Origin of the sequence: Methylobacterium iners (assembly GCF_022179305.1) — a bacterium.
GTDB lineage: Bacteria > Pseudomonadota > Alphaproteobacteria > Rhizobiales > Beijerinckiaceae > Methylobacterium > Methylobacterium iners.
The window spans coordinates 51,762-75,696 of the sequence record NZ_BPQP01000016.1 but is presented as its reverse complement, the minus strand read 5'-3'; the positions used below and the strand labels follow the sequence as shown (position 1 = coordinate 75,696).

Sequence of the window (23,935 nt, the reverse complement as noted above, 5' to 3'; positions counted from 1 at the left end):
ACCGCCTCCGGACGACACCATGCCCCAACCGCCTCGTCGCAAGACCGCGAAACGCCGCCTCGGCCTCGCCGCCAAGCTCGCCCTCCTCCCCGTCGGCTTGGCGGGCGGCTGGATCGCCTACAGCCGGCTCGCCATCGACCATCGCAAGCCGCTCCCGCCCGCGCTGCCGGGGACGCGCGAGGTCATCGAGACGGAGGCCGGATCGGTGAGCTTCTATGCCTCGACCGAAGGCGAGGGCGTGCCGCTCCTCCTGATCCACTCGATCAACGCGGCGGCCAACGCCTACGAGGTCCGGCCGCTCTACCTGCACTACGCGGGGCGCCGGCCGGTCTACGCGATCGACCTGCCCGGCTTCGGCTTCTCCGAACGCAGCGACCGGCTCTATACGCCTCGGCTGATGAGCGACGCGATCCGCGCGCTCGCGGCCGAGATCCGGCGGCGGCACGGCACGTTACCGATCGATGCGTTCGCGCTCTCCCTCTCGGCCGAGTACCTGGCCCGCACCGCCCTGGAACGCCCGCAGGATTACCGCAGCCTCGGCCTGATCAGCCCGACCGGGTTCGATGCGAGGCTGTCGGGCGAAGGCCCGGCCCAATCCACCAAGGGCAGCGGCATCGCCCGCGCGATCGTCTCCGTGCCGCTCTGGGGCCGACCGCTCTTCGACCTCCTGGTCAGCCGGCCGAGCATGCGCTTCTTCCTGGAGAAGACCTGGGGCTCCAGGGACATCGACGAGGGCCTGTTCGAGTACGACCAGCTCTCGGCCCACCAGCCCGGTGCCGAGCACGCACCCTTCTCCTTCCTCTCGGGCCACCTGTTTCCCGACGACATCAGCCGGATCTATCCGCGGCTCGCCCTGCCGGTCTGGGCGGTCCACCGCCAGCGCGGCGACTTCGTCGATTACCGGCACCTCGATACGGTGGCGGACAAGCCCAACTGGACGATCGCGGTGCTGCCCACCGGCGCCTTCCCGCATTTCGAGCGGCTCGGCGAAGTGACGCGCCGCTACGACGCGTTCCTGGCGGCCCTGCGCTGACCCCGCGGCCTACAGCACCCGCCAGCGCGAGTAGCCGACGACCCGCGCGAGCCGCGTCGCCTCTTCGTCGAGGCGGTTCAGGGCGCCCGCCCGCCAGGATGGTGGTCGGCGCAGCCGGAAATGCTCGGTGGTCTCGCGCAGGACGGTCTCGACCCGCTCCGCGATCTCCGGCGGGATCGGGCGGCCGGCCAGTTCATTCGGTGGCCGCGGCGGAGCATCCGCCGCGACGGCGCTCCAGGGCGCCCCCCAGAGACGCTGCGCGAAGCGGTCGTTGGCGGCGGCGAAGCGGGCATCGACGCCGGCATCGATCTCCGGCGCGTCGCCCCGGAAACTGATCTCGTCCCAGCCCCGCGACCAAGCCCGCGAATCCATGAAATGGCCGATCTCGCGCGGGTGCACCCCGACCTGCCGATGCGCCCGCAGCCCCCGCAGGCGCCGGCTCGCCTCGACCACGATCGGGCCCGGGGAGCGGTTGTCGATGACGTTTCGGTTCGTCGCGCCGACCAGACTGCCGATCCGCGCCTCGAGGCCCATCGCCCGGATGACCCGCTGGATCAGGGGATCGCCCGAGCGCCGATCGCGGAGCGGTACGGCCGCGACCCGGCCCTCCGACGCGGCGAGCCAGGGCTCGATGAGCGCATGGTAGTCGAACCGGCCCGAGCGCCAGTACTGCCGGCCGAACGCGCGAAAGCTGCGCCGCTCGGCCACGAGCTGCGCGCGGTGGGTGTAGAGGGAGTTCAGGTGCTCGGAGGGCGCCTTGACGACCACGGCGACGTCCATCGCGAAACCGTGGCGCCCCAGCACGTCACGCAGGATCTCGGGCACCCGAAAGCGGCGCTGCTGCTGCGCGAAATCCTCGTAGGAGAGGATGACCGTGTCCGCCTCGGTCGTGCTCAGCGCCTCCGACAGCATCGCCAGGCATTCGGCCTTCTCGTGGGCCGGGCGCCGGCCGTCCAGGGTCTCGCCGAAGGGCTGATGGTTGGGGCTCGGCCAGGGAAAGGAGCGGGGCTTCACCTCCGGATAGAGCACGCCCTCTCCGGCGAGCGCCGGCTGCAGAGTCGCGAGCACGTGCTGCAGCGAGGTGGACCCCGTCCGTGGCATTCCGATATGAACGATGGCGCGACGCATGAACGATTTTTCTCGCCACGCAGCCTTCGCGTGGAGTTCAGGCCTTCTGACGGCAGCGGAAGCAAAACACTGTTCGCGCTGCCCGGTTTCCTCGAAACCCCGGTTCCTCATGGCCGACCCGAGTTTCGCGAATCCCCGGACGCCCGAAGCCGGCGGGACCGCTTCTGAACGCGTAATGTCTCCGAATGATGTCCGAGCCGGACCGCGCCGACGGGACTGCCTCGCGGGCGCTGCCGCCATCGTGCTCGGCACCGGACGCGCAGGGGCAGCACCGCTGGGTGTCTATCGCCGCGGCAACGACGCCGATCCCGAAACCCTGGATCCGCACCGCTCCTCCACGGTGGCCGAGGCCCATATCCTGCGCGACCTCTACGAGGGTCTCGTCGCCTATGACGGGGCGGGCGACCTCATCCCCGGCGCGGCGGAGGGCTGGACCGTCTCGCCCGATCGTCTGACCTACACGTTTCGCCTCCGGGCGGAGGGGCGCTGGTCGAACGGCGATCCGGTGCTCGCCGGCGACTTCGTGTTCGCCCTGCGCCGGATCCTGAACCCGGCCACCGCCGCCAAGTACGCCGAGGTCCTGTTCGCGATCCGTGGCGCCCGGGCCGTCAACGGGGGCGATGCCCCGGCCGAGGCGCTGGGCGTCGCCGCGCCCGATCCCCGGACCGTTGTTCTCACCCTCGAACAGCCCACCCCCTACATCCTCGAGCTCCTCACCCACCAGACCGCCCTGCCGGTGCACCCGGCCTCGACCGCGCGGCACGGCGACGCCTTCACCAAGCCGGGCAACCTCGTCTCCAACGGACCCTACCGGCTCGTCGACATGGTGCCGAACGATCGCATCACCCTGGCGCGCAACCTGTATTTCCACGCGGCCGCGGGCGTGACGATCCCGACCGTCGCCTTCCTGCCGACCCCGGACCTCGCGAGCGCGGTCCGCCGCTACGCGGCCGGCGAGATCGACTCGCTGGCCGACCTGCCCGGCGACCAGATGGCCTCCCTCAGGCGCCGCTTCGGCGCCGAGGTCGTGCTGGGCCCCGCGCTCGGCGTCTATGCCCTGGCATTGAACACCCGCAAGCCGCCCTTCGACGACGTCCGCGTGCGCCGCGCCCTCTCGCTTGGCCTCGACCGCGAGTTCCTAGGCGGTGCGGTCTGGGGCGAGACCATGAGCCCGGCCTATTCCCTGTGTCCACCCGGCCTCGACAATTCCTTGCCGCCGCCCGAGCTCGCGGGTCGCGAGGCCCTGCCGATCGATCGGGAGGAGGAGGCGAGGGCGCTGCTCGCCGCGGCCGGCTTCGGGCCGGGCGGCCGGACGCTCAGGCTGGAGTACCGGTTCAATTCCAGCGACAACAACCGCAACACCGCGATCGCGGTGGCCGACATGTGGCGGGGCCTCGGCGTGGAGACGCGCTTCGTCTACACCGACGCCAAGACGCATTTCGCCCATCTCCGCGACGGCGGCGATTTCGACGTGGCGCGGATGTCCTGGATCGCCGATTATTCCGACCCGCAGAACTTCCTGTTCCTCCTGGAGAGCGGCAACGACGGCCTCAATGCCGGCCGCTACGCCAACCCCGCCTTCGATCGCCTGATGCGTGAGGCCGCCGCCGAGCCCGACACCGCGCGGCGCGCCGACATCCTGTTTGCCGCCGAATCCCTCCTGATGGCCGAGCTGCCCTGGATCCCGCTGCTCCACAACCGCTCGAAGGCGCTGATTTCTCAGCGCCTCAAGGGCTACCGCGCCAACCTGCGCAACGTCTCGCCGACGCGGTTCCTGAGGTTGGAAGGATGAGTCGGCCGGGCGCAACAACCGGACCGGCGGGAACCGCCCCATGATCGGCTTCGTCCTGCGCCGCCTACTGCAGGCGATCCCGACCCTGTTCATCGTCGTGACGGCGAGCTTCTTCCTGATCCGCCTCGCGCCGGGCGGGCCCTTCGACCTGGAACGGCCGCTGCCGAAGGCCGCCCGCGAGGCGCTCGCCCGGGTCTACGGCCTCGATCAGCCGCTCCTCGTGCAATACGCCCGCTACCTCGGTGCGCTGCTCACCGGCGACCTCGGGCCCTCCTTCTCGTTCCGCGACCTCAGCGTCGCCGAGTTGTTCGCCCGTTTCCTGCCCGTCTCGATGACCTTGGGCGCCATCGCCCTGATCCTGGCCGTCGCCCTCGGGATCGGGCTCGGCGCGCTCGCCGCCTTCCGGCGGGGCGGGATCGCGGACCGGATCGTCAGCGGACTCGCGGGTCTGACGGTCTCCGTGCCGACCTTCGTGATCGCGCCGCTCCTGCAGATCGCCTTCGGGCTCGGGCTGCGTTGGCTCCCCGCCGGCGGTTGGGAGGGCGGCGCGCCCGCCCACCTCGTCCTGCCCGCGATCACCCTGGCCTTGCCGCAGGTCGGCGCCATCGCCCGGCTCACCCGCGCGTCGCTCGCCGACTCCCTGGGGGCGCAGCACATCCGCACCGCCCGCGCCATGGGGCTGCCGGACCACCGGATCGCCCGCCACGCCCTGCGCGGCGGCCTGCTCCCGGTCGTGGCGATCCTCGGCCCCACGGCCGCCTCGCTGCTGACCGGCTCGGTGGTCGTCGAGACGATCTTCGGCCTGCCCGGCCTCGGCCGGGCCTTCGTCGACGGGGCGCTCAACCGGGACTACCCGCTCGTCATGGGCACCGTCCTCCTGGTCGCGGGCTTCGTCGTGCTGCTCAACCTCGTGGCCGACATCCTCGCGGCCATGCTCGACCCGCGCCTCAGGCTCGCGCGGTGACGGGCCTGCCCCGTGCCGCCGCCCGGCTGGCCGGCGACCGCCTCGCCCTGGCGGCGCTGGGCCTGCTCCTGCTCGTGACCCTCGCCTGCCTGATCGGGCCGTTCCTGACCGGCCGCGCGCCGGACCGCATCTACCCCGACCTCGTGCGCACGCCGCCGGGGCTGGCCGGCCATCCGCGGCCCGAGGCGATCCACCCGGTCCTGGAGCGCCTGGCGATCCGCATGCGCGTCACGCTGGAGGCGGTGAGCCAGGAGGCCGGCAGCGTCCGCCTCACCCTGACCGCGGAGCGAGCGATCGACCCGCGGGTGCTCGCCTACCTGCCGCGCTCCGACCTGTTCGGCGAGGCTGCGATCCTGGAACGGGCGCCCGACGGTCGGCGCCTCGTCGTCGAGGCGCCGGTGCGGCGGCTCCATTTCCTGCTCGGGACCGACACGCTCGGGCGCGACCTCCTCACCCGCAGCCTCGTGGCGGGGCAGGTCTCGCTGCTGATCGGGCTCGTCGCCACGCTGGCTGCACTCCTGATCGGGACCGTCTACGGCGCGGTCTCCGGCTATGCCGGGGGCGGGGTCGACGCCGCGATGATGCGGTTCGTCGACATCCTCTACGCGCTCCCCTTCGTGTTCTTCGTGATCGTGCTGGTGGTGTTCTTTCGGGCGAGCCTCGCCCTGATCCTCTTCGCGATCGCCGCCGTCGAGTGGCTCGACATCGCCCGCATCGTCCGCACCCAGACCCTGTCGCTGCGCGAGCGCGACTTCGTCCGCGCGGCCGAGGCCCTGGGCCTGAGCGGTGCCGCGATCCTGCGCCGCCACATCGTTCCGAACACGCTCGGCCCCGTGATCGCGGCCGCGACCCTGCTGGTGCCACGGGTGATCCTGCTCGAGAGCTTCCTGTCCTTCCTCGGCCTCGGCGTGCAGGAGCCCGCGACCAGCTGGGGCGCGCTCATCGCCGAGGGCGTGCGGACGCTCGAGGCCACGCCCTGGATGCTCGCCGGACCGGCGGCCTTCCTCGTCGCGACGCTGGTAGCCCTCAACCTGCTCGGCGACGCGCTGGGCGACGCCCTCGATCCGCGCGCGAGGCGCTAGCTCAGCGGGCCGCGGTCAAGCCCGGATAGACCATCCGCACGGCCCGGCGCGCCTCGGGAATCTCCGATGCCTGCCCCGCCTTGCCCGGCCGCTTCGCCGTGGCACCCGTCGTCGTCACCTCCGCCGGGCGCAACCGCCACCGCTCCGCCCCCGAGAGCGGGGCCGGCGTGGCCTCCCGTGCAAGCATACCGTCGGCGCCCCGGGTCGGTGCGGCACCGAGCGCGGCGAGTGCCGTAGTGGTGAACAGCGCGATGCGAAACGACGTCTTCATGGGGGCGCACCCGTTCGAGTGCGCTCAGCCAACCCGAGGGAGGTGAACTTTCGCCGGAACCGCGGCGATTCGGGCGCTGTTCCCAACAAGTCTCTTGAATCACCGTTAATGAGGGGTCGATGGCGAGCCGATCAGCGGCACATCCGGGCGCCGCGGCGCCCGAGACCGTCCCGATGGGGACGGTCGTCGACACCGACATCGCGGCCCGGCTCGACCGGCTGCCCTGGGGACGCTTCCACACCCTCGTCATCGTGGCGCTCGGCATCACCTGGGTCCTCGACGGACTTGAGGTGACGCTCGCCGGCTCCCTCGTCGGGGCGCTGCGCAAGGAGCCGATGAGTTTCTCGGAATTCGACGTCGGCCTTGCCGCGAGCGCCTACCTCGTCGGCGCGGTGCTGGGCGCGCTCGGCTTCGGCTGGCTCACCGATCGGATCGGGCGCAAGAAGCTGTTCTTCATCACGCTGGCCCTCTACCTCGCGGCCACCGCGGCCACGGGCCTGTCCTGGGACATCTGGAGCTTCTGCTTCTTCCGCTTCCTGACGGGCGCCGGGATCGGCGGCGAGTACACCGCGATCAACTCGACGATCCAGGAGCTCGTGCCCGCTCGCGTGCGCGGCTGGACCGATCTCGTCATCAACGGCTCGTTCTGGATCGGCGCGGCGGGCGGCTCCATCCTCTCCATCGTGCTCTTGCGACCCGACGTGATCGATCCGGCCTGGGGCTGGCGGGTCGCCTTCTTCGTCGGCGGAGGCATCGGGCTCACCATCCTGCTGCTGCGGAGCTGGATTCCCGAGAGCCCGCGCTGGCTCGTCACCCACGGGCGTATCGCCGAGGCCGACCGCGTGGTGGCCGGAATCGAGAAGCGCTTCACCGACGAGGGCCACGTGCTCCCGCCCGTCGACGAGACGAAGCGCATGAGGCTCAAGACCCGCAGCCACACCCCGCTGAAGGAGGTGTTCGGCACGATGCTCGTCGGCCACCGCAAGCAGACGCTGGTCGGCCTCGCGCTGATGGTGGCGCAGGCCTTCTTCTACAACGCCCTGTTCTTCACCTACGCCCTGGTGCTGCAGCGCTTCTACGGCGTGCCGGACGACCATGTCGGCTGGTACCTCTTGCCTTTCGCGCTGGGCTCCTTCCTCGGTCCGCTCCTGCTCGGGCGCCTGTTCGACACGATCGGGCGCCGGCCGATGATCGCCTTCACCTACGGCATCTCGGCGGCGCTGCTGGCGATCACCGGCTACCTCTTCAAGATCGAGGTGTTCGGGCCCGTTGGCCAGACCGCGGCCTGGATGGTGGTGTTCTTCTTCGCGAGCGCGGCGGCGAGCGCGGCCTACCTGACGGTGGCCGAGACGTTCCCGCTCGAGATTCGGGCGCTGGCCATCGCGGTGTTCTACGCGCTCGGCACCGGCATCGGCGGCGTCTCGGGGCCGCTGCTGTTCGGGGCGCTGGTCGAGACGGGGTCCCGCGACAACGTGCTGATCGGCTACGCCATCGGCGCCATCCTGATGGCAGTCGCCGCGATCGTCGGCGGAATCTGGGGCACGGCCGCCGAGGGCAAGTCGCTGGAGGACGTGTCGAAGCCGCTGGCGGCGGCGTAGGCCGTCGCGTTCCGAGCGCCGGCAGCCGGCGGGAGGGCTACGCCCCGTCCTTTCGCCTCGCCAGGAACCCGTCCAACGCGACCAACCCGAACCCCGTCGCGATGAAGGCGACCGTGATGGCGACCGCGTGCGCGATCACCATGTGCCAGCCGGTCCGCGCGACGTCGATGAAGGGATAGGCGTAGCGGCCCGTCGCCTCGCCGCGAACCAGGGCGAAGGCGAGGTAGGCGAGCGGGTAGAGCGTCCACGCCAGCGGATCGTGAAATCGCAGCTGACCCTTCACGCCGCAGGCGAGCCAGTAGAACGGCACGGCCAGCGGCAGGACGACGTGAAGCAGAAGGTCCGCGATCGCATCCCCGCCTCGAGGCACCTTCGTTCCGGACAGGAGGAGGAACTGGACGACGCCGACCAGCACGACGGTGAGCGCCGCCGCCGCGAGGAGGCGCGAGCTCAGCCATCGCGCCGGCCGGACGAGGGTTGCCAGGAACAGGCCGGCGACGAGCAGGGCGGTGATGTTCGTGAAGTAGGAAAGCATGACGGCCGCCGCCGCGGCGAGCGACCCCGTCCGTCCGAACACGGCGACGAAGCCGGCCGTGAAGCCGGCCATGGCGACGAGCGCGATAGCGCCAGCGGCGAGGCGGCAAGCGATCATCCCCGGTCCCCCGATTCCCTTGAGGTCATCCTCTCCGGAGATGCACTTGGGCAGAAGGAGACCGCGACGGGTTCAGAACCGCTCCACCCACGGCCGCAGCTCCACCTCCGATGTCCAGGCGCTGCGGTCCTGGCGCAGCACGTCGCAATAGGCCCTGGCGATGGCGTCGGGATCGAGGGTGCTGTCGGGGGAATCCGCCGGCTCTGGGCGGCCTGCGCTGCGGATCGCGCCGTCGATGACGAAGTGGGCGACGTGGATGCCCTTCGGCTGCAATTCGCGGGCGAGGCTCTGCGACAGGCCGCGCAGGGCGAACTTGCCCATCGCGAAGGGTGCGGAGCCGGCATAGCCCTTCACGCTCGCCGAAGCCCCCGTGAACAGGATCGCGCCGTGGCGGGCCGGCAGCATCCGCCGGGCGGCAGCCTGGGCCACCAGGAACCCGCCATAGGCGCTCGTCATCAGCGCCCCCGCCACAGCTTCCACATCGAGATCCTCGATCGCGCCGCGGACCCGACCACTGGCGTTGTAGATGACCACGTCCGGCGAACCGCCCAGCGCCGACTCGATCCGCGCGAACAGCGCTTCGACCTCGGCCGGCTTCGTCGCGTCGCAGGCATGGACGGCGGAGCCCGTCTCACGCGCGAGATCGGCGAGCTTGGCGGCATCACGGGCGGCCAGGCCGATGCGCAGACCCTCTGCCGCCAGCAGCCGGGCCAGCGAGGCGCTGAGACCCGAACCCGCGCCGACGATGAGGGCGCGCTCGTAACGGGGCACCATCCTCTTCTCCCTCAGCGCCGGCTCGCGAAGAAGTCGCGGAGCAGCGTCGCCGCTTCCGCCTCGCGCAGCCCGCCGTAGACCTCCGGGACATGGTGGCAGGTCGGCTGGTTGAATAGGCGCGGCCCGTGCTCGACGCCGCCGCCCTTCGGGTCGGAGGCCGCGAAGTAGAGCCGCCGGATGCGCGCGAGACTGATCGCGCCCGCGCACATGGGGCAGGGCTCCAGGGTGACGTAGAGGTCGCAGCCCGTCAGCCGCTCGTCGCCGAGCTTCGCGCAAGCGGCGCGGATCGCTAGGATCTCCGCATGCGCCGTCGGGTCGTGCAGGGCGCGGGGCCGGTTGTGGGCGATGGCCAGGACCTCGCCCTCGCGCACGACGACGGCGCCGACGGGCACCTCGCCGGTCTCCGCGGCGCGGCGGGCGGCGGCGAAGGCGAGGCCCAGCGGATCGTCGCCAGGAGGCTCGCGCTCGAGATCGGGCTTGGGGTCGCCCATGGCATCGTCCCTCGGCGCGGGAATGTTAATCGACGGAACATCGCCCTGCGGCGTCCGTTGGCTCCTGAGACGCGGTGAAGGCCGCACCACGACAGGAGCTTCACGATGAGCAGCACGACCGACAAGATCAAGGGCCTCGTCAACGACGCCGTCGGCAACGCCAAGCAGGGCATCGGCTCGGCGACGGGCGACGACAAGCTCCGCGCCGAGGGCAAGGGACAGGAGCTCAAGGGCGACGCCCAGAAGACCGTCGGCGATGCCAAGGACGGCATCAAGAACGCCGCCGACGCGGTGAAGCGCGGGCTCTGACGCCGGCTCACGTCTGAACCGGCGATCGTCGAGACGGCAGTCGGGCGTCGCGCGAGATCATCGCGCGGCGCCCGTTCGTCATTCCGATGTCAAGCCCGCCCGTTCGGCGCGGGGACGTCGCCGAGGCCGAGGAACAGACCGCGGGCGGCCTCGACCTCCTCGCGGATGAAGCGACGGGCGGCCCGCACCCGCGCCGTCTCGGCAATATCGGCATGGGTAACGAGGGTGTAGCTCCGGCGCAGGCAGATCTCTCCGGGGAGAACCGGAACGAGATCCGCGTGCCGGCTCGCCATGAAGGCCGGCAGCACGCAGAGCCCGTAGCCGGACAAGGTCGCCTCCATCTGCGCATGCAGGCTCGAACTCTGAACGCGGGCCCGGCTTCCGCGTCCGCCGACCTCGTCGAGGTAGTCGAGCCCGCGCATGAAGACGAGGTCGTCGATGTAGCCGACGAAGGTGTGGCGACTCAGATCGGCCCGGCTCGCGATCGGAGGATGCGCCTCCAGGTAGCCGCGGGCGCCGTAGAGGAAGAGCAGGTAATCGGTGAGCGGATCGCGCAGGAAGCGCCCGCTCTGCGGCGGGTCCAGGGTCACGGCGATGTCGGATTCGCGCCGCGACAGCGCGACGATCTGCTGGATCGCGATGAGCTCCACGGCGAGGTTCGGGTTCGCCTTGGCGAAGGCCGGCAGGCGTCCGGCGAGGAAGAAGTTGCCGAAGCCCTCGAGCGTGCTGATCCGGACCGTGCCGGCGACCGCGAGATCGGCATCCGCGACGTCGCGCTCGGCCTTCAAGGCCTCCGTCTCGATCGCCTGCGCGGAAGCGAGCAGCCGCTCGCCGGGCTGGGTCAGGTTGTAGCCGTGCGGGTTGCGCTCGAACAGCTTGGCGCCGAGCGCCGTCTCGAGGCCGGTGATGCGTCGGCTCACCGTGGCGTGGTCGCTCGCCAGCCGCTGCCCAGCACCCGAAATCGTGCCGGACCGGGCGACGGCCAGGAAGAAGCGGAGATCGTCCCAATCGAAGGGCTTGGGCATCGGCTCCCGCATCTTCGCACAGAAACTGGGCGAGAGTTCCGGTGTCTGTGCGCTGATGTCAATGCTAGCCTCCGTGCAACAGGCGTACCGTCCGGCAACGGAAGCGAGAGACGCCGGACGGCCAGGGAGAGAAAGCCATGCCCGGTGCGGTCATCGCTCTGCCGCGCGTCATCCGCATCGGCGCCGGCGCGCTCGACGAGGTCGCCGCAGTCCTGAGCGGCCTTGGTCTGTCGCGCCCCTTCATCGTCACCGACCGCTTTCTCGCGAGCCAGCCCGCGGCCGAGCGCCTGAGCGCAAGCCTGACCGCCGCTGGACTGCGCGCGGTCACCTTCGCCGAGGCGGTGCCCGATCCGACCGAGGCCTCCGTCGCGGCCGCGCTCGGGGCGATGGCGGGCGGGAACCACGATTGCGTCATCGGCTTCGGCGGCGGCAGCCCGATCGACACCGCCAAGGCTGTGGCCGTCCTCGCTGCCCGCGGCGGCGGCCGGATGCGCGATCTCAAGGCGCCGCATGTCGAGGATCGGCCGGGCCTGCCCGTCATCGCGATCCCGACGACCGCCGGGACCGGCTCGGAGGCGACCCGCTTCACCATCGTCACCGACGAGGCCACCGACGAGAAGATGCTCTGCATCGGGCAGGCCTACCTGCCGGTGGCCGCGATCGTCGATTACGAGCTGACGCTGACGAAGCCCGCGCGGCTCACGGCCGATACCGGCATCGACGCCCTGACCCACGCGATCGAGGGCTACGTCTCGCGGCGCGCGAACCCGTTCTCGGACGGCGTCGCGCTCACCGCCATGCGGGCGATCGCGCCGAACCTGCGCGCTGCCGTCCGGGAGCCGGGCAACCGCGCGGCGCGCGAGGCGATGATGCTCGGCGCGCTCCAGGCCGGCATCGCCTTCTCGAACGCGAGCGTCGCCCTCGTCCACGGCATGAGCCGGCCGATCGGCGCGCATTTCCACGTCGCCCACGGGCTCTCGAACGCCATGCTGCTGCCGGTGGTGACGGCCTTCTCGGCTACCGCCGCACCCGGCCGCTACGCGGATTGCGCCCGGGCCATGGGCCTGGCGACGGAAGCTACGCCCGACGAGGAGGCAGTCGAGCGCCTGCTCGCCGAGCTGCGCCAGCTCAATGCCGACCTCGAAGTGCCGAGCCCGCGCGCCTACGGCATCGACGAGGGCCGCTGGCGGGGGCTGATCCCGCTCATGGCCGAGCAGGCGCTCGCCTCGGGCTCGCCGGCCAACAATCCCCGCATTCCCTCGGCCGCGGAGATCGCGGCCCTCTACGAACAGGCTTGGCAGGCCTGAACGCACAAGAAGGATTTCTTCCATGGCCTTGGCCGCGCATCAGCAAGCCCCGGAGCAAGCCGCCCGGATCATCCCGCATTTCATCGGCGGCCGGAGCGTCGAGGGTCGCGGCGAGGCCCGGGGCGCGGTCCACAATCCCGCGACGGGAGCGCTCACCGCCCACGTGCCCTTCGCGACCCCAGACGAGACGGCGGCGGCGATCGAGGCCGCGGCAAAAGCCTTTCCGTCCTGGGCAGCGACGCCCGCGCAGGTGCGGGCCCGGGTCATGTTCCGCTTCCGCGATCTCGTCGACCGCCACATCGATCGCCTCGCCGCCATCATCACCGCCGAGCACGGCAAGGTGCTCTCGGACGCCCGCGGTGAGATGATCCGGGGCCTCGAGGTCGTCGAGTTTGCCTGCGGCGCGCCCCAGCTCCTCAAGGGCGAGGTCTCCGAACAGGTCGGCCGGGGCGTCGACGTGATCTCGCTGCGGGAGCCGCTGGGCGTCGTTGCGGGCATCTCGCCGTTCAACTTCCCGGCCATGGTGCCGATGTGGATGTTCCCCGTCGCGCTCGTCTGCGGCAACACCTTCGTGATGAAGCCCTCCGAGCGCGATCCCTCGCTGGCGGTCGAGCTCGCGCTGCTCCTGAAGGAGGCCGGCCTGCCGGACGGCGTCTTCAACGTGATCCACGGCGACAAGTCGGCGGTCGACGCGCTGCTCGAGCACCCTGAGGTCCAGGCAATCTCCTTCGTGGGCTCGACGCCGGTCGCCGAGGCGATCCACGGCCGCGGCACGGCCGTCGGCAAGCGGGTCCAGGCGCTGGGCGGCGCCAAGAACCACATGGTGATCATGCCTGACGCCGACCTCGATGGCGCCGTCGACGCCCTGATGGGCGCGGCCTACGGCTCTGCGGGCGAGCGCTGCATGGCGATCTCGGTGGCCGTCCCCGTGGGCCGTGAGACGGCCGATGCCCTAGTCGAGCGGCTGGTGCCGCGGGTCCGCGCCTTGAAGGTCGGCCCCGGCACCGATCCGGAGGCCGAGATGGGCCCCCTCGTGACGCGGGCCCATCTCGATCGGGTCTCGTCCTACATCGATAGCGGCGAGCGCGAGGGCGCCGAGCTCGTCGTAGACGGCCGCGGCCTGACCCTGCAGGGCTACGAGAACGGCTTCTACATCGGCGGCTCGCTGTTCGACCACGTCCGCCCCGAGATGCGCATCTACCGCGAAGAGATCTTCGGGCCGGTCCTCTCGGTCGTGCGCTCGGCGAGCCTCGGCGAGGCGCTCGACCTCGTGAACGCGCACGAATTCGGCAACGGCACCGCCATCTTCACCCGCGACGGCGGTGCCGCGCGCACCTTCACGACGCGGGTCAAGGCCGGCATGGTCGGCGTCAACGTGCCGATCCCGGTGCCGATGGCCTTCCATTCCTTCGGCGGCTGGAAGCGCTCGCTGTTCGGCGACCACCACATGCACGGCCCCGAGGGCGTCCGGTTCTACACCCGCATGAAGGCCGCGACCGTGCGCTGGCCGGACGGTGCAGGCTTGGGCGCCGAGTTCACCATGCCGACCATGAGTTGAGTGCGGATAGCCTGGCTCGGGCCGTAGGGAATTGGCCCTAAGCTATGGTAGCGTCATGCCTTCTTCTCGGCGTAGAAGGACCGGCGCGACCCTCGCGGGTCGCGCCCGAGCACGCGGACCCGGAACCGGGCCGCACCAAGTATCAGAGGGCCGGCAGAGCCCCGACCGGAGGAACGAGATGGGACAGTTCAAAGTCGGGCTCGCCTGCGCTGCGACGCTCGCCGCCGCGACCCTGGCCGCACCCGCCGCCGCACAGCAGATCTCGGACGGCACCGTCAAGATCGGCATCCTGAACGACCAGTCCGGGGTCTATGCCGAGTTCGGCGGGCGCTCCTCCTTCGAGGCCGCCCGCATGGCGGTGGAGGATTTCGGCGGCAAGGTGAACGGCGTTCCCGTCGAGGTCATCACCGCCGACCACCAGAACAAGCCCGACATCGCCTCCTCGATCGCCCGGCAATGGTACGACGTCGACAAGGTCGACGCGATCATGGAGCTGACCACCTCCTCGGTGGCGCTGGCCGTCCAGGGCATCTCCAAGGAGAAGAAGCGCATCGACATCGTAACGGGCGCGGCGACGACCGAGCTCACCGGCAAGCAGTGCAGCCCCTACGGCTTCCACTGGGTCTACGACACCCGCGCGCTCGCGGTCGGCACCGGCGGCGCGCTGGTGGAGCAGGGCGGCAAGTCCTGGTTCTTCCTCACCGCGGACTACGCCTTCGGCTACTCGCTCGAGAGCGAGACCACGAAGTACCTCAAGTCGAAGGGCGGCGAGGTGAAGGGCGCCGTGCGCCATCCCTTGAGCACCACCGACTTCTCCTCCTTCCTGCTCCAGGCCCAGGCCTCCGGCGCCAAGGTGGTCGGGCTCGCCAATGCCGGGCTCGACACCGCCAACGCCATCAAGCAGGCCTCCGAGTTCGGTCTCGTCCAGGGCGGACAGCGCCTCGCCGGCCTGCTCTTCACGCTCGCCGAGGTCCACGGCCTCGGCCTCAAGGCGGCGCAGGGCCTGACCCTGACGGAGGGCTGGTACTGGGACCTCAACGACGAGACCCGCGCCTTCGGCAAGCGCTTCCAGGAGCGCACCAAGCGGATGCCGAACATGATCCACACCGGCACCTACTCGGCGGTGACACACTACCTCAAGGCCGTGCAGGCGGCGGGCACCGACGACGCGGCGACGGTGGCTAAGAAGATGCGCGAGACGCCGGTCCAAGACGTCTTCGCCAAGAACGGCAGCATCCTTCCGAACGGCCGCATGATCCACGACATGTACCTGTTCGAGGTCAAGAAGCCGGCCGAGAGCAAGGGCGCCTACGACTACTACAAGCTGCTCGCCACGATCCCCGGCGCCGAGGCCTTCGGCAAGGCGGAAGAGAGCGGCTGCCCCACGGTCGGGCAGTGAGGATGACCCGGGTCGGCGCGGAAATCCCCTCCCCCTTGTGGGGAGGGGTAGGGGTGGTTCCGCTTGCCGCCGCAGCAGGGTCACCCAGCCACCCCCACCTCCAACTCCTCCCCACAAGGGGGAGGAGAGCCGCGTGTACACCCATCATCATTGATGCCCGCCTCGGCGCAGGACGCCGCATCGCGCCATGACCAGCACCCCCATCCTCTCGACTGCGGGCCTGCGCAAGGAGTTCCGCGGCTTCGTCGCGGTCAACGGCGTCGATCTCTCCGTGCGCGAGGGCTCGATCCACGCCCTGATCGGGCCGAACGGCGCGGGCAAGACCACGGTCTTCAACCTGCTGACCCAGTTCCTCAAACCGACCAGCGGGCGCGTCGTCTATCGCGGCCGCGACATCACCGCGATGGCGCCGGCCGACGTCGCCCGGCTCGGGCTGGTGCGCTCGTTCCAGATCTCGGCGGTCTTCCCGAAGCTCACGGCGCTCGCCAATGTTCGCGTCGCCCTGCAGCGCCGGGCCGGGTTCGCCACGCAGTTCTGGCGGTCGAGCGGCGTGCTCGCCGCGCTCGACGACCGGGCCCGTGCCCTCCTCGACGATGTGGGCCTGAGCGCCCATGCCGAGACCGACGCGGCCGATCTCTCCTACGGCCGCAAACGCGCCCTCGAGATCGCCACCACCCTGGCGCTGGAGCCGGACCTGCTCCTCCTCGACGAGCCGATGGCCGGCATGGCGCACGAGGACATCGGCCGCGTCAGCGAGCTGATCCGGACCGTCGCTGTCGGACGCACGGTGCTCATGGTCGAGCACAACCTCTCCGTGGTCGCCGACCTCTGCGACCAGGTCACGGTGCTGGCCCGCGGCGAGGTCCTGGCGGAGGGCAGCTACGACGAGGTCAGCCGCGATCCGCGGGTGCGCGAGGCCTATATGGGATCGGAGCATGCTTGAGCTCGGGACGCACGAGCCGGTTCCGGTCGCGGTGGACGAGCCGGCAGGCCCGGCCCTCCTCGAGGTGAAGGGCCTGCACGCCTGGTACGGCGAGAGCCACGTCCTCCACGGCGTCGATCTGCGCGTCCGCGAGGGCGAGACCGTCTGCCTGCTCGGCCGCAACGGCGCGGGCAAGACGACGACCCTGCGCGCCATCCTCGGCATCGTCGGCCGTCGCCAGGGCGGCGTCAGCTTCGATGGCCGCGACCTCACCCGGATGCCGCTGCACGGCCCGGCCCGCGTCGGCCTCGGCTACGTGCCGGAGCACCGGGGCATCTTCGCCGGCCTGACGGTGGCCGAGAACCTGATGCTGCCGCCGAAAGGAGCCGAGGGCGGCATGAGCGTGGATGAGATCCACGCCCTGTTCCCGAACCTGAAGGAGCGCCGCACGAGCCCCGGCACCAAGCTCTCGGGCGGCGAGCAGCAGATGCTCGCCATCGCCCGCATCCTGCGCACCGGGCCCAAGATGATCCTCCTCGACGAGCCGACGGAGGGGCTCGCCCCGGTCATCGTCCAGCGCATCGCCGCGGCGCTGAGGCAGCTCAAGGCGCGCGGGCTCACCGTGCTCGTCGTGGAGCAGAACTTTCGCTTCGCCCGCAACATCGCCGACCGTTTCTATGTGATGGAGGGCGGCGTCGTGGTCGACGCCTTCGGGGCGCAAGAGGTCGAGGGCCGCCTCGACCGGCTCCACGAATTGCTGGGGGTCTAGGGCCGATGACGACGGTGTTCGGCGTGCCCCTGCAGGCGCTCCTCGGTCAGGTGCTGCTCGGGCTGATCAACGGCTCGTTCTACGCGATGCTGAGCCTCGGCCTTGCGGTGATCTTCGGCCTCCTGCGGGTCATCAACTTCGCCCACGGCGCGCAGTACATGCTCGGCGCCTTCGTGGCCTGGTTCCTCCTCGAGCAGCTCGGGATCGGCTATTGGTGGGCGCTCCTGATCGCTCCCCTCGTCGTCGCGGCGCTGGCGGTTGTGATCGAGCGGGCGGCGCTCTCGAAGCTCTACGGGCTCGATCCGCTCTACGGCCTGCTCTTCACCTTCGGCTTGGCGCTCGTCATCGAGGGGCTCTTTCGCTGGCAGTTCGGCGCTGCCGGCCAGCCCTACGCGACGCCGGACGAGCTCGTGGGCGCCAAGAACCTCGGCTTCATGGTGCTGCCGATCTATCGCGGCTTCGTGGTCGTGGCCTCGCTCGCCATCTGCCTCGCCGTCTGGCTGCTAATCGAGCGCACCAAGTTCGGCGCCTATCTGCGCGCCGCCACCGAGGACCGGACCCTGGTCCAGGTCTTCGGCGTGAACGTGCCCCGCCTCCTCACCCTGACCTACGCGCTCGGCGCTGGCCTCGCGGCGCTGGCCGGCGTGCTCGCCGCGCCGGTCTACCAGGTCAGCCCGCTCATGGGCTCGAACCTGATCATCATCGTCTTCGCCGTCGTGGTGGTCGGCGGCATGGGCTCGATCGGCGGCGCCATCCTCACGGGCTACGCGCTCGGCGTGCTGGAGGGCCTGACCAAGGTGTTCTATCCTCCAGCCTCAAGCATCGTCATCTTCGTCGTCATGGCCGTCGTGCTGCTGGTTCGGCCGGCCGGCCTGTTCGGGCGGGAGGGCTGAAGGCCATGGATGCGCGGCGCACCGACGTCCTGCCGGACGTCACCCCCACCCGGTCCTCCGGGAGGCCGGCCCTGGCGCTCGGCCTGACGCTCGTCGGCCTCGCCGTCCTGATCGCGGCGCCGCTCTTCGTCTATCCCGTCTTCCTGATGAAGATCCTGTGCTTCGCCCTGTTCGCGGCGGCCTTCAATCTCCTCGTCGGCTATGTCGGGCTGCTCTCCTTCGGCCACGCGGCCTTCTTCGGGGGCGCCGCCTATGCCAGCGCCCATGCGCTCAAGGTCTGGGGCTGGCCGCCCGAGGCCGGGATCCTGTTCGGGGCGCTCGTGGGCGCGGGGCTGGGCCTCGCCATGGGCTTCTTCGCGATCCGCCGCCAGGGCATCTACTTCTCGATGATCACGCTGGCGCTCGCCCAGATGGTGTTTTTCGTCTGCCTGCAGGCGCCCTTCACCGGTGGCGAGGACGGCATCCAGAACGTGCCGCGCGGACATCTCCTCGGCGGGTTCGTCGACCTCTCCTCGAACCTGAACCTCTACTACGTGGTGCTCGGCATCACGGCCTTCGGGCTCTTCGCGGTCTGGCGGATCGTGCGCTCGCCCTTCGGCACGATCCTGGAGGCGATCCGCGAGAACGAGCCGCGGGCGGTGTCGCTGGGCTACCGGGTCGAGCGCTACAAGCTCGGCGCCTTCGTGATGTCGGCGGGGCTCGCGGGGCTGGCCGGCGGGACCAAGGCCTTGGTCTTCCAGCTCGCGACGCTCACCGACGTCGCCTGGCAGATGTCCGGCGAAGTCATCTTGATGACCCTGCTCGGCGGCATCGGCACCTTCGCCGGCCCCGTGGTCGGGGCGGCCCTCGTCGCTGCGCTGGAGCATTACTTCGCGACCTCGTCCTTCCCGGTCACGATCATCACGGGCCTCGTCTTCATGGCCTGCGTGCTGCTGTTCCGGCGCGGCATCGTCGGCGAGATCCAGCATCGCTGGCGGCGGTGAGGGCGGTCGCGTAGCACCCCATTTTGTCATTCCGGGGCTGCGCAGCAGAGCCCGGAACCCATAACCGCCGACGCCGCAAGCTGGAGCATTGTCAGCGGCTCTAGGTTCCGGGCTCGCCTGACCGCCCCGGAATGACAAAGGTTGTGCAGAGACCAGCATGGCTGGCGACGGCGCCATCAAACGGTACCGAGGACCAGCACCCTCACGCCCCGAAGATCGACCATCCCAGCCGCTTCGTCAGCATCTCCAGGGCGATGCGCCCGAGATGCGAGTTGCCCGCCGCATCGAGGCCGGGCGACCACACCGCGATCGAGGCCTTGCCCGGCGCAATCGCCAGGATGCCGCCGCCGACCCCGCTCTTGCCCGGCAGGCCGACCCGGTAGGCGAACTCGCCCGAGCCGTCGTAATGGCCGCAGGTCAGCATCACCGCGTTGATGCGGCGCGCCCGCTCGGCCGAGATCACCTGGAGGCCGGTGGCGGGGTTGCGGCCGGAATGGGCGAGGAAGCGCCCGGCCCCGGCGAGCTGCCGGCAGGACATCGCGATGGCGCAGTGGTGGAAGTAGACGCCCAAGGTGTATTCGACCGGATTGTCGAGGACGCCGAAGGACTTCATGTAGTGGGCGAGCGCGCTGTTGCGGAACCCCGTCCGCTGCTCCGAGGCCGCCACGGACTCGTCGATCGCGATGGCCGGGTCCTGCGCCAGGAACTGCAGGAAGCGCAGGATGTCGCCCAAGGCTTCGCGGGGCTGGTGGCCCGAGAGGATCACGTCGGTGACGGCGATGGCGCCGGCATTGATGAAGGGGTTGCGCGGGATGCCGCACTCGCGCTCGAGCTGGACGATGGAGTTGAACGGGCTGCCCGAGGGCTCGCGGCCGACCCGCCGCCACAGCCGGTCGCCGACCATCCCGAGCGCGAGCGTCAGGGTGAAGACCTTCGAGATGCTCTGGATCGAGAAGGGCGTGTCGCAGTCGCCGGCCGCCGCGACCCGACCCTCGGCATCGATCACGGCGAGCCCGAAGGCTTCTGGGTCGGCCCGCGCGAGCTCCGGGATGTAGGTCGCGACCTCGCCGCGATCGGGCCGGCGCCGCATCGCCTCCGCGATCTCGGCGACGACGTCCTGAAGCTCGGGTGGGGTACCGCTCATCCGAAGACCTGATCCGGGCTGCGCCGCCGTCCCTGGAGTGAGGGCGGCCCTCGACGGGCCCCAAGCATGATCCGAGCCTCCGAGCCGCTCAGGAATCCGGCTGCGCGCCGTCGCTGCGTTCCGCCGGCCTCAGGCTGTCGAGGATGAGTCCGATCACGCCGGCAACGATGGCCGCGTCGGCGACGTTGAAGACGTACCAGGACCAGCCGTAGGCGTGCAGGTGCACGAAGTCGAACACGGCGCCGTAGATGATCCGGTCGATGGCGTTGCCGATCGCGCCGCCCACGATCAGGCCGAGCGCCAGCACCAGGAGGCGCGAGCTCGTCCGGTACATCCAGACCGAGAGGCCGATGGCGGCGGCGACCGAGATCGCGACGAGGATCCAGCGGCCGAGCCCGCCCTCCTGCTGGAACATCCCGTAGGATACGCCCCGATTCCAAACGACCACGAAGTCGAGGAAGGAGGCGAGGCGCCAGGGCTGGGTCAGGACCAAGTCGGTGCCGTAGTAGAGCCAGAGCTTCGAGGCTTGGTCGAGGGCGAGGGTGACGAGGAGACCGGCGAGGCCGAGGCGGAACGGGGTCATCGCAGCACGCACCAATCCCTCCCCCTCTGCGGGGGAGGGTGGCCCTCGCGGCAGCGAGGGTCGGGAGAGGGGAGCGCGACCTTTCCGGATGGGGCGGTGTTCCCCTCTCCCGCCTCGCCTCCGCGAGGCACCCTCCCCCGCAGAGGGGGGGAGGGATTGGTGCGCCTCGCTCTCATGCCGCCCGTGCCGCATCCCATTCCCGCAAAGCCCGCGCATCCCGCGGCGTCACGTCCGGGTATTCGGGATCGCTGCCGACCTCCGGTGAGACCCGCCAGGAGCGGGCGCATTTGCGGCCCTGAGCCGGTTCGGGAACCACGGCGACGCCGCGCACGTCGTCGAGCCGGAAGGCCTCGGCCGGCCCCTCGCCGGCCTCGATCCGGATGCCGGAGGTGATGCACACTTCCGCGAAATCGACGCCCTCGAGCGCGGCGCTTAGGTCCGGATCGGCGATGAACACGGTGGGCGCCGCCTCCAGGCTGGCGCCGATCCGCTTGGCCGTCCGCTCGATCTCCAGCGCGCCGGTGACGACCCGGCGCACGCGCCGGATCTTTTGCCAGCGCGCGGCCAGCATCGCATCGCGCCATTCCGCCGGCGTCTCGGGAAGGGTCTGGAGATGGACCGAGCCGTCGTCCGACGGGTAGCGGTCGAGCCAGGCTTCCTCCGCCGTGAAGGCCAGCACGGGCGCCAGCCAGATCGTGACCCGCCGGAAGGTCTCGTCGATGACCTGCAGCGCCGCGCGGCGCACGGGCGAGGAGATCGGATCGCAGTAGAGGGCGTCCTTGCGAACGTCGAAGTAGAAGGCGGAGAGATCACCGGTCATGAACCCGTTGAGCAGCGCCACGACGCGCTTGGTGTCGAACGTGGCGTAGGCCTCGCGGATCTCGCCGTCGAGCTCGGCCAGCCGGTGCAGGATCAGCCGCTCCAGCTCGGGCAGCGACGCGGCCGGCGCGTCGTGGCCGGGCTCGTGGTAGGCCAGCGAGCCGAGCATCCAGCGCAGGGAGTTGCGCAGCTTGCGGTAGGTCTCGGCGAAGGTCTTGACGATCTCCGGCCCGATCCGGAGGTCGTCCGTGTAGTCGGAGGCCGCCACCCAGAGGCGCAGGATGTCGGCGCCCGAGTCCTTGATCACGCTCTGGGGCGCGACGACGTTGCCCTTGGACTTCGACATCTTCAGCCCCTTGGGGTCGAGGACGAAGCCGTGGGTGAGGACGATGTCGTAGGGCGCCCGGCCGCGGGTGCCGGAGGATTCCAGCAGCGAGGATTGGAACCAGCCCCGGTGCTGGTCGGAGCCCTCCAGGTACATCACCGTGTCGCCGCCGCCGTCACGCCGGCGTCTCACGCCCGCGAGCCCCGGGAATTGCGTCGCGTCATCGAGCACGAAGGCGTGGGTCGAGCCGGAATCGAACCAGACGTCGAGGACGTCCGTCACCTTCTCGTAGTCCGCCGGGTCGTGGTCGGGCGCCAGGAAGCGGGCGCCGTCCGCGTCCGTGAACCAGGCGTCGGCCCCTTCAGCCTCGAAGGCCGCGGCGATGCGGGCGTTCACCGCCTCGTCGCGCAGCACCTCGCTCGTGCCCCGCTTCACGAAGACGGTGATCGGCACGCCCCAGGCGCGCTGGCGCGAGACCACCCAGTCCGGGCGGTTGGCCACCATGCCGTTGATGCGGTTTTTTCCTTGGGGCGGCACCCATTGGGTGTCGTCGATGGCCTTGAGCGCGACGTCGCGCAGCGTCCGGCCGTCCAGCGAGGCGACGGGCTTGTCCAGCGCGATGAACCATTGCGGCGTGTTGCGGAAGATGACGGGCTTCTTCGAGCGCCAGGAATGGGGATAGCTGTGGCGCAGCACGCCGCGCGCGACGAGGCTTCCCGCCTCCTGCAGGGCCGCGATCACCGCCTTGTTGACGTCGCCCTTCTCGCCCTTCGGCGTCAGGACGAGCTTGCCCGTGAAGCCGGGCGCCGCCTCGGTGAGCGCGCCGTCGGCGTCAACGGTATAGGGGATCGTCGTGTCGATGCCGCGCTGGGCGAGCTGACGGCCGTTGGCGGTCCAGACCTCGAAATCCTCGCGGCCGTGGCCCGGCGCGGTGTGAACGAAGCCGGTGCCGGCCTCGTCGGTGACGTGGTCGCCCTCGAGGAGCGGGACCGCGAAGTCGTAACCGCGCCCGGCGAGGGGATGGGCGAGCGTCAGGCCCGCGATCTCGCCCGACGAGACCTCCCGAACACGCTCATAGGCCTCGACACGGGCGGCCCCGAAGACATTGGCGGCGAGCGCGTCGGCGAGCACGTAGGTGTCGCCGACCTTGGCCCAGTTGTCCTCAGCGGCTGCGGTGACGCGGTAGAGGCCGTAGGCGACCTTCCGTGAATAGGCGACCGCCCGGTTGCCGGGGATGGTCCAGGGCGTGGTCGTCCAGATGACGACCCGCGCCGAGGCGAGATCGCCCTCGGCGCCGGCAATCGGCCGGAACGCCGCGAAGATCGTGTCGCTGACGTGGTCCTCGTACTCGACCTCGGCCTCGGCGAGCGCCGTCTTCTCCACCACGGACCACATCACCGGCTTCGAGCCGCGGTAGAGCTGGCCGGTCATGGCGAAGGTCATGAGTTCGCGGGCGATGGTCCCCTCGGCGGGGAAGCTCATGGTGGCGTAGGGGCGGTCCCAGTCGCCGGCGACGCCCAGCCGCTTGAACTCCTCCCGCTGCACGTCGAGCCAGTGCCCGGCGAAGGTCCGGCACTCCTGCCGGAACTCGATGACGGGCACCTCGTCCTTGTTGCGGCCCTTGGCGCGGTACTGCTCCTCGATCTTCCACTCGATTGGAAGCCCGTGGCAGTCCCAGCCGGGCACGTAGTTGGCGTCGAACCCGAGCGCGCCCTGAGAACGGACGATCACGTCCTTGAGGATCTTGTTGAGCGCCGTGCCGATGTGGATGTTGCCGTTGGCGTAGGGCGGGCCGTCGTGGAGCACGAATTTCGGGCGCCCCGCGGCCCCCGCCCGGATCTGCCCATAGAGGTCGGTCTCAGCCCAGCGCCGGAGCAGCAGCGGCTCGCGCGTCGGCAGCCCGGCCCGCATGGGGAACTCGGTCTTCGGCAGGAACAGGGTCTGCGAATAGTCGCGGGGCGCGGCGGGCTCGGCCTCGCCGGGATTCGTCGGATCGCTCATGGTGTCTTGGCGCTGTCTTTCGCGGAGATCGCAAGGCTCGGAAATCTCACCCGGCTTCCGCTCGGCCCGCCGCGGCGGTCCTCAGGCGGAGGCCGGGCCAGTAATTCGGGGGC

22 protein-coding genes are annotated in these 23,935 nt (G+C 70.5%); 13 read left to right on the top strand and 9 right to left on the bottom strand.

What is annotated here, in order from left to right; translation table 11 throughout:
- The first annotated feature begins 19 nt into the window (after positions 1-19).
- Positions 20-1,033 carry an alpha/beta hydrolase gene (locus tag MFF55_RS05285; protein ID WP_238243034.1) on the top strand — a complete coding sequence of 338 codons (1,014 nt, stop codon included), beginning with the start codon at positions 20-22 and terminating at the stop codon, positions 1,031-1,033.
- Positions 1,034-1,042: 9 nt separating this feature from the next.
- On the opposite strand, the gene MFF55_RS05280 is transcribed toward MFF55_RS05285, so the two are convergent.
- Positions 1,043-2,161, bottom strand: a complete 1,119-nt coding sequence (locus MFF55_RS05280; RefSeq protein WP_238243033.1) for a hypothetical protein — start codon at positions 2,159-2,161, stop codon at positions 1,043-1,045.
- 175 nt (positions 2,162-2,336) lie between these two features.
- Here MFF55_RS05280 and MFF55_RS05275 point away from each other — a divergent pair, with 175 nt between their 5' ends.
- Genes MFF55_RS05275 through MFF55_RS05265 form a run of 3 tightly spaced genes read left to right on the top strand, consistent with a single transcriptional unit; the run spans position 2,337 to position 5,999 of the window.
- A complete protein-coding gene (locus MFF55_RS05275; RefSeq protein WP_238243032.1) occupies positions 2,337-3,953 on the top strand; it encodes a peptide ABC transporter substrate-binding protein in 1,617 nt (538 codons plus the stop codon).
- A 40-nt stretch (positions 3,954-3,993) separates the two neighbouring features.
- Positions 3,994-4,917 (top strand): ABC transporter permease, encoded by a 924-nt coding sequence (locus tag MFF55_RS05270; RefSeq protein WP_238243031.1) that lies wholly within the window; start codon positions 3,994-3,996, stop codon positions 4,915-4,917.
- 5 nt (positions 4,918-4,922) lie between these two features.
- On the top strand, positions 4,923-5,999 hold the full coding sequence (locus MFF55_RS05265) for an ABC transporter permease (protein ID WP_238243129.1): 1,077 nt from the start codon (positions 4,923-4,925) through the stop codon (positions 5,997-5,999).
- A gap of 1 nt (position 6,000) precedes the next feature.
- On the opposite strand, the gene MFF55_RS05260 is transcribed toward MFF55_RS05265, so the two are convergent.
- On the bottom strand, positions 6,001-6,270 hold the full coding sequence (locus MFF55_RS05260) for a hypothetical protein (protein WP_238243030.1): 270 nt from the start codon (positions 6,268-6,270) through the stop codon (positions 6,001-6,003).
- A 119-nt stretch (positions 6,271-6,389) separates the two neighbouring features.
- On the opposite strand from MFF55_RS05260, the gene MFF55_RS05255 reads away from it, so the two are divergent.
- Entirely contained in the window at positions 6,390-7,868 is a 1,479-nt protein-coding gene (locus MFF55_RS05255; protein ID WP_238243029.1) for an MFS transporter, read from the top strand.
- A 37-nt stretch (positions 7,869-7,905) separates the two neighbouring features.
- On the opposite strand, the gene MFF55_RS05250 is transcribed toward MFF55_RS05255, so the two are convergent.
- The 3 genes from MFF55_RS05250 to MFF55_RS05240 form a co-directional block, all read right to left on the bottom strand.
- Positions 7,906-8,520 carry a Pr6Pr family membrane protein gene (locus MFF55_RS05250; RefSeq protein ID WP_238243028.1) on the bottom strand — a complete coding sequence of 205 codons (615 nt, stop codon included), beginning with the start codon at positions 8,518-8,520 and terminating at the stop codon, positions 7,906-7,908.
- Between the two features lie 72 nt (positions 8,521-8,592).
- Complete coding sequence (locus MFF55_RS05245; protein WP_238243027.1) at positions 8,593-9,294, bottom strand: SDR family NAD(P)-dependent oxidoreductase; 702 nt, start codon at positions 9,292-9,294, stop codon at positions 8,593-8,595.
- A gap of 11 nt (positions 9,295-9,305) precedes the next feature.
- On the bottom strand, positions 9,306-9,785 hold the full coding sequence (locus MFF55_RS05240) for a nucleoside deaminase (protein ID WP_238243026.1): 480 nt from the start codon (positions 9,783-9,785) through the stop codon (positions 9,306-9,308).
- A 105-nt stretch (positions 9,786-9,890) separates the two neighbouring features.
- Between MFF55_RS05240 and MFF55_RS05235 the strand changes: the two genes are divergently transcribed.
- Positions 9,891-10,094: a CsbD family protein gene (locus tag MFF55_RS05235; protein WP_238243025.1), complete on the top strand. Its 204-nt coding sequence runs from the start codon at positions 9,891-9,893 to the stop codon at positions 10,092-10,094.
- Positions 10,095-10,183: 89 nt separating this feature from the next.
- On the opposite strand, the gene MFF55_RS05230 is transcribed toward MFF55_RS05235, so the two are convergent.
- A complete protein-coding gene (locus MFF55_RS05230; protein WP_238243024.1) occupies positions 10,184-11,119 on the bottom strand; it encodes a LysR family transcriptional regulator in 936 nt (311 codons plus the stop codon).
- Positions 11,120-11,256: 137 nt separating this feature from the next.
- Between MFF55_RS05230 and MFF55_RS05225 the strand changes: the two genes are divergently transcribed.
- The 7 genes from MFF55_RS05225 to MFF55_RS05195 all read left to right on the top strand — a co-directional run bounded on the left by MFF55_RS05225 (position 11,257) and on the right by MFF55_RS05195 (position 18,950).
- Positions 11,257-12,426: an iron-containing alcohol dehydrogenase gene (locus MFF55_RS05225; protein ID WP_238243023.1), complete on the top strand. Its 1,170-nt coding sequence runs from the start codon at positions 11,257-11,259 to the stop codon at positions 12,424-12,426.
- 22 nt (positions 12,427-12,448) lie between these two features.
- Complete coding sequence (locus MFF55_RS05220) at positions 12,449-13,984, top strand: CoA-acylating methylmalonate-semialdehyde dehydrogenase (protein WP_238243022.1); 1,536 nt, start codon at positions 12,449-12,451, stop codon at positions 13,982-13,984.
- A gap of 178 nt (positions 13,985-14,162) precedes the next feature.
- Positions 14,163-15,383, top strand: coding sequence for an ABC transporter substrate-binding protein (locus MFF55_RS05215; protein WP_238243021.1), 1,221 nt, complete (start codon positions 14,163-14,165; stop codon positions 15,381-15,383).
- Positions 15,384-15,570: 187 nt separating this feature from the next.
- Positions 15,571-16,326: an ABC transporter ATP-binding protein gene (locus MFF55_RS05210; RefSeq protein WP_238243020.1), complete on the top strand. Its 756-nt coding sequence runs from the start codon at positions 15,571-15,573 to the stop codon at positions 16,324-16,326.
- Positions 16,319-17,074, top strand: a complete 756-nt coding sequence (locus MFF55_RS05205; protein ID WP_238243019.1) for an ABC transporter ATP-binding protein — start codon at positions 16,319-16,321, stop codon at positions 17,072-17,074. Before MFF55_RS05210 ends, MFF55_RS05205 begins: the two co-directional genes overlap by 8 nt.
- A 5-nt stretch (positions 17,075-17,079) precedes the next feature.
- Complete coding sequence (locus MFF55_RS05200; protein WP_238243018.1) at positions 17,080-17,967, top strand: branched-chain amino acid ABC transporter permease; 888 nt, start codon at positions 17,080-17,082, stop codon at positions 17,965-17,967.
- A gap of 29 nt (positions 17,968-17,996) precedes the next feature.
- Positions 17,997-18,950: a branched-chain amino acid ABC transporter permease gene (locus MFF55_RS05195; RefSeq protein ID WP_373874726.1), complete on the top strand. Its 954-nt coding sequence runs from the start codon at positions 17,997-17,999 to the stop codon at positions 18,948-18,950.
- Between the two features lie 202 nt (positions 18,951-19,152).
- Here the strand turns inward: MFF55_RS05195 and MFF55_RS05190 are convergent, their stop codons facing one another.
- From MFF55_RS05190 to ileS, 3 genes are all read right to left on the bottom strand, one after another.
- Positions 19,153-20,094 carry a glutaminase gene (locus MFF55_RS05190; protein WP_238243016.1) on the bottom strand — a complete coding sequence of 314 codons (942 nt, stop codon included), beginning with the start codon at positions 20,092-20,094 and terminating at the stop codon, positions 19,153-19,155.
- Positions 20,095-20,182: 88 nt separating this feature from the next.
- Positions 20,183-20,677 carry a signal peptidase II gene (gene lspA, locus MFF55_RS05185; protein WP_238243015.1) on the bottom strand — a complete coding sequence of 165 codons (495 nt, stop codon included), beginning with the start codon at positions 20,675-20,677 and terminating at the stop codon, positions 20,183-20,185.
- A 172-nt stretch (positions 20,678-20,849) separates the two neighbouring features.
- Positions 20,850-23,822 (bottom strand): isoleucine--tRNA ligase, encoded by a 2,973-nt coding sequence (gene ileS, locus MFF55_RS05180; protein WP_238243014.1) that lies wholly within the window; start codon positions 23,820-23,822, stop codon positions 20,850-20,852.
- Positions 23,823-23,935 lie beyond the last annotated feature (113 nt).